Origin of the sequence: Xanthomarina spongicola, assembly GCF_003148645.1 — a bacterium.
In the GTDB taxonomy this organism is placed as follows: Bacteria; Bacteroidota; Bacteroidia; order Flavobacteriales; family Flavobacteriaceae; genus Xanthomarina; species Xanthomarina spongicola.
This window is the reverse complement of sequence record NZ_QGGP01000002.1, coordinates 580,499-595,600: the sequence shown is the minus strand read 5'-3', so window position 1 is coordinate 595,600 and position 15,102 is coordinate 580,499. Positions and strand designations below refer to the sequence as shown.

Annotated in this window: 13 protein-coding genes and 1 tRNA gene; 5 read left to right on the top strand and 9 right to left on the bottom strand. The window is 29.6% G+C overall.

The window, feature by feature from the left end:
• Positions 1-2: 2 nt before the first annotated feature.
• Positions 3-758: a hypothetical protein gene (locus LX78_RS06715; RefSeq protein ID WP_109681866.1), complete on the bottom strand. Its 756-nt coding sequence runs from the start codon at positions 756-758 to the stop codon at positions 3-5.
• A gap of 588 nt (positions 759-1,346) precedes the next feature.
• Here LX78_RS06715 and LX78_RS06705 point away from each other — a divergent pair.
• Positions 1,347-1,420, top strand: a tRNA-Arg gene (locus LX78_RS06705).
• A 79-nt stretch (positions 1,421-1,499) separates the two neighbouring features.
• Positions 1,500-1,658, top strand: a complete 159-nt coding sequence (locus tag LX78_RS14800; RefSeq protein ID WP_170109809.1) for a hypothetical protein — start codon at positions 1,500-1,502, stop codon at positions 1,656-1,658.
• Here the strand turns inward: LX78_RS14800 and LX78_RS06700 are convergent.
• From LX78_RS06700 to tsaD, 8 genes are all read right to left on the bottom strand, one after another.
• A complete protein-coding gene (locus tag LX78_RS06700) occupies positions 1,655-2,317 on the bottom strand; it encodes an HAD family hydrolase (RefSeq protein ID WP_109681925.1) in 663 nt (220 codons plus the stop codon). The two genes, LX78_RS14800 and LX78_RS06700, sit on opposite strands and share 4 nt — an antisense overlap.
• A 68-nt stretch (positions 2,318-2,385) precedes the next feature.
• Positions 2,386-3,567, bottom strand: coding sequence for a THUMP-like domain-containing protein (locus LX78_RS06695; protein WP_109681864.1), 1,182 nt, complete (start codon positions 3,565-3,567; stop codon positions 2,386-2,388).
• Positions 3,568-3,573: 6 nt separating this feature from the next.
• A complete protein-coding gene (locus LX78_RS06690; protein WP_109681863.1) occupies positions 3,574-4,662 on the bottom strand; it encodes an AI-2E family transporter in 1,089 nt (362 codons plus the stop codon).
• 46 nt (positions 4,663-4,708) lie between these two features.
• Positions 4,709-5,212 carry a TrmH family RNA methyltransferase gene (locus LX78_RS06685; protein WP_109681862.1) on the bottom strand — a complete coding sequence of 168 codons (504 nt, stop codon included), beginning with the start codon at positions 5,210-5,212 and terminating at the stop codon, positions 4,709-4,711.
• Positions 5,213-5,218: 6 nt separating this feature from the next.
• Positions 5,219-5,875 carry a DUF4159 domain-containing protein gene (locus LX78_RS06680; RefSeq protein WP_109681924.1) on the bottom strand — a complete coding sequence of 219 codons (657 nt, stop codon included), beginning with the start codon at positions 5,873-5,875 and terminating at the stop codon, positions 5,219-5,221.
• A gap of 28 nt (positions 5,876-5,903) precedes the next feature.
• Entirely contained in the window at positions 5,904-6,611 is a 708-nt protein-coding gene (locus LX78_RS06675) for a 16S rRNA (uracil(1498)-N(3))-methyltransferase (protein ID WP_109681861.1), read from the bottom strand.
• Positions 6,611-7,243, bottom strand: coding sequence for a peptidylprolyl isomerase (locus tag LX78_RS06670; protein ID WP_109681860.1), 633 nt, complete (start codon positions 7,241-7,243; stop codon positions 6,611-6,613). The genes LX78_RS06675 and LX78_RS06670 overlap by 1 nt, the downstream gene beginning before the upstream one ends.
• Positions 7,244-7,354: 111 nt before the next feature.
• Complete coding sequence (gene tsaD, locus LX78_RS06665; protein ID WP_109681859.1) at positions 7,355-8,377, bottom strand: tRNA (adenosine(37)-N6)-threonylcarbamoyltransferase complex transferase subunit TsaD; 1,023 nt, start codon at positions 8,375-8,377, stop codon at positions 7,355-7,357.
• 105 nt (positions 8,378-8,482) lie between these two features.
• Between tsaD and LX78_RS06660 the strand changes: the two genes are divergently transcribed.
• The 3 genes from LX78_RS06660 (at position 8,483) to gap (ending at position 15,030) form a co-directional block, all read left to right on the top strand.
• Positions 8,483-12,901 carry a translocation/assembly module TamB domain-containing protein gene (locus tag LX78_RS06660; RefSeq protein ID WP_245881491.1) on the top strand — a complete coding sequence of 1,473 codons (4,419 nt, stop codon included), beginning with the start codon at positions 8,483-8,485 and terminating at the stop codon, positions 12,899-12,901.
• An 88-nt stretch (positions 12,902-12,989) separates the two neighbouring features.
• The gene (gene pfkA / locus LX78_RS06655; RefSeq protein ID WP_109681858.1) at positions 12,990-13,976 is read left to right on the top strand and encodes a 6-phosphofructokinase; all 987 of its coding nucleotides are present in this window, start codon (positions 12,990-12,992) and stop codon (positions 13,974-13,976) included.
• A 55-nt stretch (positions 13,977-14,031) separates the two neighbouring features.
• A complete protein-coding gene (gene gap, locus LX78_RS06650) occupies positions 14,032-15,030 on the top strand; it encodes a type I glyceraldehyde-3-phosphate dehydrogenase (protein ID WP_109681857.1) in 999 nt (332 codons plus the stop codon).
• The last annotated feature ends 72 nt before the right edge of the window (positions 15,031-15,102 follow it).

Sequence of the window (15,102 nt, the reverse complement as noted above, 5' to 3'; positions counted from 1 at the left end):
GATTAAGGAGTATCTACAATAACAGTAGCTAAAGCATTGTAAGCACCGTTCTTAAGGGCATACATTTGACCATTTACCTCTTGATAAAACTCAATACCCAACACTTGAATAACATCGACTGTAGAGTTTGCAGTTATCGTAGCAGATAAAGCTATAGCAGCAGTATCAGCAGCAGTGTAAGGAAGAATGGCAGTCTCATCATTTTCAAATGTTGAGGTTTCATTAGCAAAATCCAATTCTGCAGCACCCATAACCACTTTAAAATGCGTAGTTCCAGATGGAGCTGCAATTCTTAAAGTAGGGGAGAAAGGTGCTAAATCTAAAGTAGCATCCCCAGTCACACGATCAAACGCATTCACAAATGGCGTGAATAAAGTCGTCCCTAACTTACCATTCAGATTGAATTCAAAACCTAAAAATAAGTTGAAGTCACCATCAGTTAAAGTTCGTAATCCTCTATCATTAATAGGATCTGTTTTAATGATAGCTAAAAGATCTTTTGTCAACCGAGAAACCACACGTTTATCTTTTGCATTCTGCAAAAGAATACGAATAGCATTTCGAATAACCTTTCCACCTTTACCTGCAGACCCAAATTCAGACCCATTTTCACGCGTTCTCTGAAACGCAGGATCATTCGCAATACGATTGCCATCAACACCACCTTTTTCGCGTGCTAGATGTCCATCAGTCGTTTTGTAAAAGGAAATACCTCCGATAGTTCCTTTAAGTTTAATAATTCCAGCTTGTTTTGCCATAATAATTCGTTTTTTGATTAATAGAACAAAACAACTAACTTGTAGTCAGGAATTAAAAAATCGAGTTCCGAAAACACCATTCAAACCGATTTTGCCGAATATTCCGTTTATGACATTATATTTGTATGATAAAGCAAGGATACCCCCAAGATAAAGTACCATGAATCGCAAACGAATATGTATATATGCAAAAGATATCCAACTAATAACAGGTAGGAGTGAGCGTTATGGGCGTAAACTGCTTCAAAACATCCGTGAAGCATTAGATAAAGAACCTCATCAATTCGTTACTATACATGAATTTTCAGAGTATTCAGGCATCGAATTAGAAGTTATTAACCAGTATATAAATTAGTTAGAAACTACTTTCATTCCTCATAAAATTTGTGTAAATTTATGTTGTATTGTTTAATTAAGGTCGCTATATTTGCAGCGCTCAAATGTAAACTAATACAAAGCGAAAGTTCTTATCAATAAAGTTACCTATTCGGTTACCAAGTAATTTGAAAATTATATAACTTATTGATTATTAAACATAAATGGGTAGTAGTTGTAATCCTGCCACCCCGACAAATTTTTAAGAGTTACGGGCTCGTAGCTCAGCTGGATAGAGCACCTCCCTTCTAAGGAGGCGGTCATAGGTTCGAATCCTATCGGGCTCACAAAAAGCTTCACTAGAAATAGTGAGGCTTTTTTGTTTTTATATTTGTAATATTAAATTTTTAATGAATATGTTTTTTAATGGCAAAAACTGGACGAGAAAAAAATACTAAAAATAAAGCCAAGCATTCTAAATTAGTGAATAGAAAAAAGAATAAGCTTAAGGTTGATGAGATTAAACGAAAAGAACGTTTAAGAGAGATTATCCAGAAAGCTAATAAAAATGAAGTGAAGGATTAATTATTAAAAAAATTTTGAACTTTACTATAATTTATTTCATTAAAGTTACTAATTACTTTATTTGCTAAACTATAATCTTGATTCTTAGAATGAATACTTTTATATCCTACACAAAATATTTTTGCTGCATGAGCTGCTCTTATACCATTTGTAGAATCTTCAATAACTAAACAGTTCTGTTTATTAAAACCACTAGCTTTAGCTGCATTTAAAAAAATCTCAGGATGTGGTTTGGACGCTTTTAGATCTGCACCACTTAATTTAGCAATAAAATATTGATCTAATTCAAACCTTGTAAAAACACTTTCAATAGTGCCCATAGAAGCTGAAGATGCTAATACTAGCGTTAATCCATTCTCATGATATTCTTTAATAAGATTTAAAACACCATCGATAAGTTGAAGATTTGGGTCGTTTTTAAATAAATCTTTAAAAATATTTCTTTTTACTTGAACAAGATCTTCTGGGTTATTAGAAAGTTTAAAATGCTTGCATAGATTTTTGCAAACATTTATAGTAGATTGACCTGTAAAGGTTTGATAATGAGATTCGCTAACTTCAATGTTTAAAGTATCGAACATGCCAAAGTATGCTCTGTGGTGTAGAGGCTCAGTGTCTACAATTACACCATCCATATCAAATAAAACTGCTTTAAGCACTAATAATTTTTTTGGCAAATATACTGAAGCTTTTTAAAAATAAATGAGATACTTCATTTAAAGAATAATTAAAGCTTACTGCAGATTATTAATATTTTTTGATTTTTCAAATTAGTTGTTGCAAAAACATATTTATTACCTCCATCTTTAACTTTAAGCTTAATCCTTATGTCTTCTACAGAAACTGGAAAATTTCTTGTTGTAATATTCGCTTTAGTAATACCAGTTTTTTTAAATTCTTTTTTATTATACGATATAATATTTTCAATTTTAAATGCCCTGCCTGGAAATTCAATTAACGATTCAGAAGTATAAAGATGTGAATTCTGGGTTAATTTATTAATACTTAGTTTTTCAGAAACACTATTAAAAGCTCCTGATTTTAATATGGCTGCATTTGGTTCGTATAAATACGTTTGTGGTAAACTATATGAAGGTTTAGCGTTAGTTTCATCAGTTAAAGTAAAATTAAAAGATTCGATGTCTTTGCCTTTTAGATTTAAAGTGTGTAGTGCTATATCATTTATTGTTTCATCTTTTTGTAATATCCAAAGCAATTCTTTTACTTCATTATTTACAGCAATAACATAAATTGTTTTAACATGATTTAGTTCTTTTATACCTATTGATAAATCTAATAGAGGAGATGTTTTAATTAAAATATTACTGGAAAAACTAAATAATAACTCCAAATGTTCTGGTACGTTTGGCAGGCAATCTTTTAAAAAGAAAACTTTTCCTTTGCTTTCATGTCTTCTAGATGGGTCAATATAAATCCAATTATATGTTTCTTTAGCTTCAATTAAGTATTCAATACCATTAACATTTAGTGTTTCAATATTGTGAATATTTAATTGTTTGTAATTATGCTTTACAATTTTTGAAAGTTCGTGGTTGATTTCGCAATGCGTCACTTTTTTAAAAACCTTAGAGAAATAAAAAGTGTCAACACCAAAACCACCAGTCAAATCAATTAATGATTCTCCTTTAATAATACTTGCTTTAAACTTGGCAGTTTTTTCGGAAGAAGTTTGCTCTACATTTAGCTTGTTTGGATAATAAATATTTGGTGTATTAAACCATGTTGGAAGTTTTTTTTTGCAACGGTTTTTGGCTTCTATTTGCTCAATAAGTACTTTAATGTCTAGACTTAATTCTTTATGTTTTTTAAATAGAAGAGTTGTTGTGTCTGAATTTAAATGATTATTTATAAAATCTTGATTAACAGTATTTAAAACAAGCTCATTCAAAGTAAATTATAAGCCTTTTGTAAGTTGTTGAACAATCTTATTATCAGATAGAAATTCCTTTAAAATAACCTTAATAGCTGTGTAAGTTGGTACAGCTATTATCATACCAACTATGCCAAATAAAATACCAGCAATAATGATAACTAAAAAGATTTCTAAAGGATGAGATTTGACGCTTTTTGAGAATATAATTGGCTGGCTAAAAAAGTTGTCTATTAATTGTCCAATGCCAATAACAATAAGTACATATAAAGTATTTGGCAGTAAAACTTCGCTAAAACTTTGTCCTAAATAACTAGTCATGGTTAATATAATCATTAAAGCTCCACCAATTAATGGCCCAACATAAGGGATTAGGTTTAATAAAGCACACAGAAACGCAATAACTATTGCATTTTCAACACCAATAATTAAAAGACCAATTGTATAGATGATAAATAAAATGGATATTTGAAAGATTAATCCAACAAAATAACGAGATAATAAGTCTTTAATTTTTAGGAAGGATTTTTTAGAACGTTCTTCTTTACTATCAGGAATAAAAGCCATAATACTACTTTCAAATAGCTGACTATCTTTTAAAAAGAAAAACGAAATAAATAGCACAGAAAACAAACCAATACTAAAGCTTCCAAATCCAGCAATCATAGTATTTAAAAAATCTGGTATCATAGCATAATCAATCTTTGAAAGAAAATGCGATTCTTTTATAGATTCTTTAACATTTTCAGTTTTAATATTGAAGTAAGAAGTTGCTTCTTGATATATATTCTCAATATTAATTTTAAGGGAATCTATATCTAATAAAGCTAGATTATGACTTTGTTTAACAATTAATGGTATAAATAAACCAACTAATCCAACTAGTAAGCTAATTAAAAGCACCATTGTAACAATAACAGCTATTGCGTTTTTAAACTTAAGTTTGTCTCTAAGAAATATTACAACAGGTCTTCCAATTAGTGAAATAACTGCTGCTATAACTATGTAAACAATAACAGATTGGATTTTATATAGGAAGAATAATAATAAAAAGATACCAAGTATGATTCCTAAAGCTCTTAAAATTCCTTTTGATATAGTGTTTGAATTCATTCAGTAAATATACATATTGAAGTTTAAAAATATGAAAACTAAGATTTTATTTTATCTGTTTTGTAATTTCATAAAGAGCGATTGAAGTTGCTTGAACAACGTTCATGCTGCTATTCTGGCCAAACATGTTTATATGAATAATACCATCTGAAAGATTTAAAACATCTTCTGAAACACCAAAGTTTTCGTCTCCAATTATTAGAGCCATTTTTTGTTCTTTTTTAAATGTATAGTTGTTAATTGGTTTACTGTTAGATGTTATCTCTAAAGAAAGAATCGTGTATTTTTCAGCTTTTAACTGTTGGATGGTTTCTAGTATAGATTCTTTTTCTTCAAAAGAAACTACTTTTTCAGTAGCTCGAGACGTTTTAGTCATTTTTCTACCTTGTGGAATTGCCGAACCACAAAAAAGTATTTTTTCTATTCCAAAAGCATCAGCAGTTCTAAAGAGGCTTCCTATGTTTGGAGCATTAGTTATATTGTCGCACACTAAAGTAATTGGAAAAAGTTGTTTGGTAAAATTAGTATTGTAATGGGTAAGTTGTTTCACGAGAAATTAATTTTCAAAAGCATATTTCACAATGTTGGCTCCCATCTTTAAAGCTTTTTCTCTAACATCAGCTGAATCATTATGTACAACTTCGTCTTCCCAACCATCACCCAAATCACTCTCTACAGTAAATAATAAAACCATTCTATTTCCAAAGAAAATTCCAAATGCTTGAGGACGTTTACCATCATGTTCATGTATTTTAGGCAAACCTTTTGGAAAATTATATGCTATATTAAAAATTGGGTGAGATGCTGGTATTTCTACTAACTCCGTTTCTGGAAACACTTTTTTTAATTCTTTTGTAATGTAAGGTTGCATGCCATAATTGTCATCGATATGTAAAAAACCACCAGAAATTAAATAATTCCTTAAATTCTCTGCATCTTCTTCAGTAAAAAACACATTTCCATGTCCTGTCATGTGAATAAAAGGAAACTGAAAAATTTCGGTGCTACCAGTTTCTACAGTCTGTGGATTAGAGCTTATTTTAGTATCGATATTATTATTGCAAAAGGTAATTAAATTAGGAAGTGCAGTAGGATTGCTATACCAATCTCCACCACCTTTATATTTTAAAACAGCTATTTCTTGTGAAAAAACAAATGTAGACAAGAGACAAAAAATCAACGAGAAAAGACTTGTTTTAGTTATGTTTTTCATAAAACTATTAAAGATGTGTTTATCTATTTTAAAGTTCATTTATAAATGCAACTGAATGGCATGCTACAATAGCTGCAGTTTCTGTTCTTAATCTTGTGTTACCCAAAGTTACAGGAATAAAATTGTTATTTATAGCCATTTCAATTTCTTTAACACTAAAATCTCCTTCAGGTCCTATTAATAAAGTTATATCTTGATTTGAGATAATCTCATTCTTTAAAGATTTTTTTTCTGTTTCTTCACAATGAGCAATAAACTTTTGTCCAGTAAAAGATTGATCTATGAAACTCTTAAAAGTAATGGCATCATTTAGTTTAGGCATGTAACAAGAAAGAGATTGTTTCATAGCTGACTGCAATATTTTCTCATAGCGTTCTGTTTTTATTACTTTGCGTTCGCTGTTATCACAAATAATAGGCGTAATGGTATCGATGCCAATTTCGGTTGCTTTTTCTAAAAACCACTCATATCTATCATTCATTTTAGTTGGTGCTACAGCCAGATGAACTTGATAAGTTCTTTTTGCTTGTTTGTCTTTGTTTATAATAACTGCAACACAGTTTTTAGTATCTGCAACTGTAATTTTTGCAGTAAATAGCCAGCCAAATCCATTGGTAATATGCAAAATGTCTCCAACTGTTTTTCGTAACACTTTTATAATATGCTTACTCTCTTCCTTTTGGAAAATAATTTGAGTTGCTTCTTCAGATATTTCTTGATTATAAAATAGTTGCATTAGTATAAGCGTTCTACAGTTTTTAGAACTTTAATTTCTTTAATCTCTTTTGGTAAATATGTTTTAAGAATAATATAAAAGTGATTTTTTTCAGGATCATCATAAGAAAAGATGCTATTTAAATCATGAGTATTGTCTGTAATAGCAACTTCTAGAATTATATCCATTTCACCATTAATAAACCAACCTGTGTCACCTCCACGAGTTGCATTTTTTGCAACTGAATATTTTTTTGCTAAAAAATCGAAAGGATAGCCATTGTTATAATCGGTAATTATTTTATCTCTTATTGATTTTGTTTTTTCAATATTATTCTTATTGCTATCTAATAAGATATAACTCCCTCTATAATGTGTTATTGAATTTTTTTCAACTACTTTATAAGTTGTTTTTTCAATATCATTTTCAATCGATTTTTTTCCACCTACTGGTAATTTAAGTAAATCTGTAGCTAAAGTTGTTTTATGTTTTTCTTCGTTAAATGTAATTAATTTATTGCCTTTTCCTTTATTAGATTTAAGGTAGGCTTCTGCTTTAGTTAGGTCTGTAACAGAATCTAAAGAGATTGTTGTTGATTCTTGAGCAGAAATTATAGATGAAGCAAATAAAATGGTAATAAGTAAACTTCTCATAAAAATATATAGTTATTATTAAGTGAAACAAAAAAACAAAAAAATGAAACAGAAATCATTAATTTCTATAAGGTTATTAACAGAGTTTTCAAAGATTGTTTTTTAATGGAGTTAGATTTTTAATCTAGCAGACGCTGTTACGTTTTGCTGAGAAAAATTGTTTTCCAAATATTTTAAATACCCAACAATTGCAATCATTGCAGCATTATCTGTAGTAAATTCAAATTTAGGAACATATGTTGTCCAGCCAAATTTAGCTTCACCAGTTTTTAATGCTTGTCTAATACCTGAGTTTGCTGAAACGCCTCCACCAATAGCTATGTGTTTTATACCTGTTTGTTTAGAGGCTAATTTTAATTTATCAATTAAAATTCCAATAATTGTATATTGAATTGAGGCACAAATATCATTAATATTCTCTTCAATAAAATTCGGATTTGCTTTTATTTCCTTCTGAATAAAATATAAAATGGCTGTTTTTAATCCTGAAAAGCTAAAATTCAATTCTGCTACTTTAGGTTTAGTAAATTTAAAAGCCTTCGGATTCCCTAATTGTGCACGTTTGTCAATCTCTGGTCCAGCAGGATAACCTAAGCCTAAAATCTTACCACTTTTATCGTAAGCCTCACCAACAGCATCATCAATGGTTTCGCCAATAACTTCCATTTCAAAATAATTTGAAACTTTTACAATTTGAGTGTGTCCACCAGAAATGGTCATTGCCAAAAATGGGAATGGTGGCTTATTAAATCCTTCTTCATCAATAAAATGTGCCAAAATATGTGCCTGCATGTGGTTAACATCTATTAATGGAATGTTTAAACCCATAGCTAGAGATTTTGCAAAAGAAGTTCCAACAAGTAAAGAACCCATTAAGCCAGGACCACGTGTAAAAGCAATAGCATTAAGTTGGTCTTTTGCAATATTTGCTTTTTTAATAGCTTGATTTACAACAGGAACAATGTTTTGTTGGTGTGCTCTAGATGCTAATTCAGGAACAACACCTCCAAATTCTTCATGTATTTTTTGACTAGCAACAACATTGCTTAAAATTTTTCCGTTTTGCATTACAGATGCAGCTGTATCATCGCATGAAGACTCAATTCCAAGAATGTAAATATTTTGTGAGGACATTAGTGAATTTTAGGCACAATAATTGTTAATTTTGGTTTCAAAGTTATAACTTTAAAACGTATCAAAAAATTTTTAAAAATACTATCTAAATTAGTAGCAATTATATTGCTGCTTTTCATCATTTTGGTGCTGTTACTTTCAATTCCAGCTGTTCAAACTTATCTTGGAAAAAAAGTAACTACAAGATTAAATGAAGATTTTAAAACCAATATTAATATTGGTAAAGTAGGCCTTCAGTTTAATGGAGATGTAGAATTAAAAGAAATACTAATTAGAGATTATAAAAAAGACACTTTATTTAGTGTTATAGAATTAAATACGTCTATTTTAAATTTTAGAAATATTATCAACTCTAAATTGGTATTTGGAGATATAGATTTAGAAGGATTAATCTTCAATTTAAAAACGTATCAAGGAGAAACAGATACAAATTTAGATATTTTTGTTGCAAAATTTGATGAAGATAATCCTTCAGATAAAGAAAGTGATTTTTTACTGTCTTCAAGCGATGTTACTATAAATGGAGGTACTTTTAGACTAATAGATCAAAATAAAGAGACTCCTAAAATATTAGAATTCACTAACATTTATACAAATACAACTAACTTGTTAATTAATGGTAGCGATGTTAGTACTCGAATAAACACTCTAGCATTTTTAGATAGTCGTGGATTAGAAGTTAAAAACCTTATCAGTAATTTCACTTATACACCAAGTAATATTTTATTAGAAAATTTAAGTATAAAAACTCTTAATTCGTCTTTAAAAGGTGAAGTTAAGTTTTTGTATAAAAGAGAAGAGTTGCAGGACTTTACAAATAAGGTGCAAGTCGATGCAACTTTTGATGAATCTGATATTGCTCTAAACGAATTAAATACTTTTTATAACGAATTTGGTGTTAACCAAAGAGCTAAGTTAAGTGCTAAAATAGATGGTACTTTAAACGATTTACAGGTTACTAATTTAAATTTGTTTACTAGCTCAAGGAGTGAGATTTACGGAAATATTAATTTTAAAAACTTATTTAATAGTGAAGAAAATAATTTTTATATGAGAGGAGATTTTCACAAACTATCTTCAAACTATAGAGATTTAAAAGCTTTGTTGCCAAATGTTCTTGGTGAATCTATTCCTTCTTCATTCGATAAACTGGGTAATTTTAATGTTATTGGTCTAACAGAAATCACTACTTCTACAATCAATGCTAGTTTAGCAATTAACACGCAATTAGGTTTTATTGATGCTAATTTAAGTATGCAAAAAATAAATGATATTGATAATGCATCATATTCTGGTAACGTTGTATTTAAAGAGTTTAATATTGGGAAGTTTATTAATGATGAAACACTAGGTGTAGCTTCATTAAACTTAGATGTTAATGGTTCTGGGTTTACTAAAGAAAATGTCGATACACATCTAGATGGTGATATTTTTTCTGTTACCTATAATAACTACACTTATCAAAACATAGAGGTTTCAGGAGATTTAATGAACAAAATATTTGATGGAAAACTTAATTCTAATGATAAAAATTTAAAATTACAGTTTAATGGTCTCGCCAATTTTTCTGAAAAAATAAATACTTTCGATTTTATTGCAAACGTAAATTATGCAAACCTAAGGGAATTAAATTTTGTACATAATGACGATATTTCAATTTTTAAAGGAATTGTTGAAATGAAAATGGAAGGTATTACCATAGATGATGCAGTAGGTAGTATTCAATTCAATGAAACGTATTATAAAAATGAAAATGATGAATACTTTTTTGACGATTTTGCCATAACCTCTACTTTTAATGGAAAATTAAGACATGTAGTAGTAAATTCACCAGATATTGTTGAAGGAGAACTAAGTGGCGAATTTCTATTTAGAGATATTGGATTGTTGTTTGAAAATGCATTAGGTAGCATCTATACAAACTATAAACCTCATAAAGTTAAATTAAATCAGTACATAGATTTTAATTTTAAGATTTATAATAAAATTGTTGAAGTTTTTGTTCCAGAATTATCATTAGGAAAGAATACTTACGTAAGAGGAAGAGTAGAAAGTGATGAAGAAGAATTTAAACTAACATTTAAGTCTCCAGAGATTAAGCTTTTCGATTATTTTGCAAGTCAAATTGAATTGCAATTAGATAATAAAAACCCACTATTTAATGCATATGTAGAAGTAGACAGTATCAATACAAAATACTATGATGTATCTAAATTCAATTTAATTAATAAAACACTTAACGATACGTTATTTGTGCGTACAGAGTTTCAAGGAGGAAATAAAAATAGCGATATCTATAACTTAAATTTTTATCATACTATTAATAAAGAAAATAAATCTGTTATTGGATTTAAAGAATCTGATGTTACATTCAAAGGAAATACATGGACTATAAATGAGAAGAGGGACTCCTTAAATAAAATTGAATTTGATAACGATTTAGTAAATTTTGATATAGATCAAATAGTTATGAATCATAATAAAGAAGTTATTAAACTATCTGGAGTATTAAAAGATTCAACTTATAAAAGCATAAACCTAAAGTTCGAAAATGTCGATTTAGCAAAAATCACACCAACTGTTGAAGGTTTAGATTTACAAGGTAATGTAAATGGTAAACTAGATTTGTTTCAACAAAATGGAAGTTATTTGCCAAACTCAGCAATAACTATAGATAATTTTATAGTCAATGAATTAGCTCTTGGATCTTTTGATGCTAAAATTGTAGGAAATGAAGACTTAACTGCATATAATGTAGATGTTAAGATTAAAGATGATATTTCTCAATCTTTTTCGGCTTTTGGAGATATATATGTACAAGGCGAAACTTCTTCAATAGATGTTGGGTTGAAGTTTAATTATTTCAGTCTTCAAATTCTAAATCCATTTTTAGTAGATATATTAGAAGATATAAGAGGCGATGTTTCAGGGATTGCAAGAGTTACTGGAAACTTAATGAAACCAGACATAACTGGCGAATTAAAACTAAATAACTCCGGATTATCTGTGCCATATCTAAATGTCGATTATAATTTAGCTGAAAACTCCTTAGTTAGTTTAACAAATCAAAGCTTTATATTTAATTCAATTAGATTATCAGATACAAAATTCGACACAAAAGGTGTTTTAAATGGCAGTATAAGTCATACTAATTTTTCTAAATGGAAATTAGATTTAGGCATTGAAACATCAAACTTAGTGGTTTTAGATACAGATGGTGTAGTTGATGATGATGAAGAAGATGAAGTATTATATTATGGTACAGCATTTATTGGTGGTTCTGCTACTATAAAAGGTCCAGCAGATGAATTAGTAATAAGTGTCACTGCAGAAACAAATCCAGGAACAACATTTGTTATTCCTTTAAGTGATATGGAAACTTTTGGAGACAACTCATTTATTCATTTTTTATCTCCAGAAGAAAAAGCTGCAAAACTTAAAGGAGAAGAAATTGTTGTTAAAGAAGTTAAAGGTTTAGAACTAGATTTCGATTTAGATATTACTCAAGATGCTGAAATTGAGATTGTTATTGATAAAGAATCCGGAAGTACCATTAAAGGTAAAGGAGAAGGAGGATTATTAATAGAAATCAATACCAACGGAAAGTTTAGAATGTATGGAGATTTTGTAGTATTCGAAGGGATTTATAACTTTAAATATGGAGGCGTTGTTGAAAAGAAATTTATAGTAGAAGAAGGAAGTTTAGGATGGGATGGTGTGCCATATGATGCAATAATAGACATTAAAGCTTCATATAAAACACAAGCAAATCCATCTCCTTTACTAGATAATCCAATAAACAGAAGTATTCCAGTTTATGTAGTAACTTCATTAACTGGGCAATTAGAAAAACCTGATGTAGATTTTGATTTTGTATTTCCAAACTTAAGTTCTACAGTTAAATCTGAAATTCAATATAGATTAAATTCTAAAGAGGATAGAGATAATCAAGCACTATATTTATTAGCAACAGGCTCTTTCTCAAATAGTTTAAACGATGTTAATTTTACAGGTACACTAACAGAACGTCTTAATGGTATTATTACAGGAATGTTCTCTAATGGAGATAACAAAGTTAATATTGGGTTGAACTATGAAGCTGGCGAAAATACGCCTGAATATCAAACAGATAATAGATTAGGTGTTACTTTACAAACTAATATTTCTGAACGTGTAATTATTAACGGAAAAGTTGGTGTTCCAGTAGGTGGCGTTAGTGAGTCTGTTGTTGCTGGAGATGTACAAATAGACTTCTTACTAAACGATGAAGGAACTTTAACTGCAAAAGTGTTTAATAGAGAGAATAGTATTAGAAACTTTGGAGAAGAAATTGGTTATACACAAGGAGTTGGAATCGCCTATAGTGTAGATTTTGATACATTTAAAGAGCTAATAGATAAAATATTTAAGGGTAAAGTAAAGACCATTGAAAGCACAGAAGAAGAGAAAGAAGCCAAGAGCGAAGACAACGTGTTGCCATCTTATGTTGGTTTTAAAGAAAAAGACGATAAAGAGAAAGAATAAAGCTAATACTTATAATTTATGCATGATATAAGTCATTGTTTTTAATATGTTTTCTTTAGTAAGTTTACAATATGAAATATTGAGGTAAATGAGTAAAAAAATAAAAAAAATTGGAGTCATGACTTCTGGAGGTGATGCTCCAGGAATGAATGCTGCCATACGTTCTGTTGTAAGAACTTGTGCTTATCATAATGTTGAGTGTGTTGGTATTTATAGAGGCTTTGAAGGTATGATGGAAGGCGATTTTAAATTGCTTTCAGCAAGAAGTGTAAACCACATAATTCATACAGGAGGTACCATTTTAAAATCTGCTCGTTCAAAAGAGTTTAGAGAAAAAGAAGGAAGAGATAAAGCACATGCACATTTAATTAAAGAAGGTATAGATGCTTTGGTATTAATTGGTGGAGATGGTACATTTACTGGTGGCTTGGTTTTTAATGGAGAATTTAACTTCCCTATAATGGGAATCCCAGGAACTATCGATAACGATATTTTTGGCACCAATTTCACTATTGGTTATGATACTGCAATTAACACTGTTGTAGAAGCTATAGATAAGATTAGAGATACAGCAAGTTCTCATAAACGCTTGTTTTTTGTTGAAGTTATGGGAAGAGATGTTGGTCATATAGCTTTAAACGCAGGAGTTGGAGCAGGAGCTGAAGAAATTTTAATTCCTGAAGAAGATTTAGGACTTGATAGATTAGTAGAATCATTGAAAAGAAGCAAGGCCTCAGGAAAATCTTCAAGCATAGTTGTCGTGGCTGAAGGAGATAAAATAGGTAAAAATGTGTTCGAATTAAAAGACTATATAGACGAAAACATGCCAGAATACGATGTTAGAGTTTCTGTTTTAGGACATATGCAAAGAGGAGGTTCGCCATCTTGTTTCGATCGCGTTCTTGCAAGTAGAATGGGAGTAAAGGCTGTTGAATCTTTGCTAGAAGGAAAATCAAATTACATGGTTGGAATTCTTGATAATAAAATAGAATTAACAGCTTTAGATAAGGCTGTAAAAGGAAGAACAGAAATTAATTTAGAGCTATTAAGAGTGTCAGATATCATGACCATTTAAATAAATTTCAAAAGAAAAATAATAAATAAAGAATCAAAATAAATAATAGATTAGAATGTCAAAATTAAAATTAGGTATTAACGGTTTCGGAAGAATTGGGAGACTGGTATTTAGAGAAGCTATAAAACAGAATATAGAAGTAGTAGGTGTAAATGATTTATTAGAAGTAGACCATTTAGCCTATTTATTAAAATACGATTCTGTTCATGGAAGATTCGATGGAAAAATTGAAGTTAATAATGGACATTTAGTTGTAAATGGAAAATCTATTAGAGTCACAGCAGAAAAAGACCCAAGAAACTTAAAATGGAACGAGGTTAATGCAGATATTATAGCAGATTGTACAGGCATTTTTAAAACCTTAGAAACGGCTAATTATCATATAGAAGCAGGAGCAAAAAAAGTTGTTGTTTCAGCACCAAGTAAAGACATACCTATGTTTGTAATGGGTGTTAATCATAAAGATATAAAAGCATCGCAAACAATTATATCAAATGCTTCTTGCACCACAAACTGTTTAGCTCCAATGGCAAAAGTTATAGACGATAACTTTGGTCTAGAAGAAGGATTAATGACTACTATTCATGCTACAACTGCAACACAATTAACAGTTGACGGTCCTTCAAGAAAAGATTATAGATCTGGAAGAAGTGCACTAATTAATATTATTCCTGCTTCTACTGGAGCAGCAAAAGCAGTTGGTAAAGTAATTCCAAAATTAGATGGAAAATTAACAGGAATGGCCTTTAGAGTACCTACGGCTAATGTTTCTGTAGTCGATTTGACTGTAAGAACAGAAAAAGAAACTTCGCTAGTAGAAATAAAAAAAGCTTTTAAAGATGCTTCTGAAAACGAAATGCAAGGCATTATGGGTTACACAGAAGAAAAAGTAGTATCTCAAGATTTTGTTAGCGAAACAAGAATTTGTGTTTTCGATGCAGATGCAGCTATAGAATTAAATTCAAAATTTTTCAAAATAGTTGGCTGGTATGATAATGAATACGCATATTCTGTAAAATTATTGGAATTAGCAGAAATAATGCATTCACTTTAAAAAATTAAAAATTAAATTCCACACACTATATCAAGATTATTAAAATAGTGTGTGGAATTTTTATATTTTTAA

Excerpts from the sequence above, each read along its gene's own strand:
- LX78_RS06670 (WP_109681860.1), bottom strand. The coding sequence starts at position 7,243 with ATGAGAAGTTTACTTATTACCATTTTATTTGCTTCATCTATAATTTCT.
- pfkA (WP_109681858.1), top strand. The coding sequence starts at position 12,990 with ATGAGTAAAAAAATAAAAAAAATTGGAGTCATGACTTCTGGAGGTGAT.
- LX78_RS06690 (WP_109681863.1), bottom strand. The coding sequence starts at position 4,662 with ATGAATTCAAACACTATATCAAAAGGAATTTTAAGAGCTTTAGGAATC.
- LX78_RS06680 (WP_109681924.1), bottom strand. The coding sequence starts at position 5,875 with ATGAAAAACATAACTAAAACAAGTCTTTTCTCGTTGATTTTTTGTCTC.
- LX78_RS06675 (WP_109681861.1), bottom strand. The coding sequence starts at position 6,611 with ATGCAACTATTTTATAATCAAGAAATATCTGAAGAAGCAACTCAAATT.
- gap (WP_109681857.1), top strand. The coding sequence starts at position 14,032 with ATGTCAAAATTAAAATTAGGTATTAACGGTTTCGGAAGAATTGGGAGA.
- LX78_RS14800 (WP_170109809.1), top strand. The coding sequence starts at position 1,500 with ATGGCAAAAACTGGACGAGAAAAAAATACTAAAAATAAAGCCAAGCAT.
- LX78_RS06715 (WP_109681866.1), bottom strand. The coding sequence starts at position 758 with ATGGCAAAACAAGCTGGAATTATTAAACTTAAAGGAACTATCGGAGGT.
- tsaD (WP_109681859.1), bottom strand. The coding sequence starts at position 8,377 with ATGTCCTCACAAAATATTTACATTCTTGGAATTGAGTCTTCATGCGAT.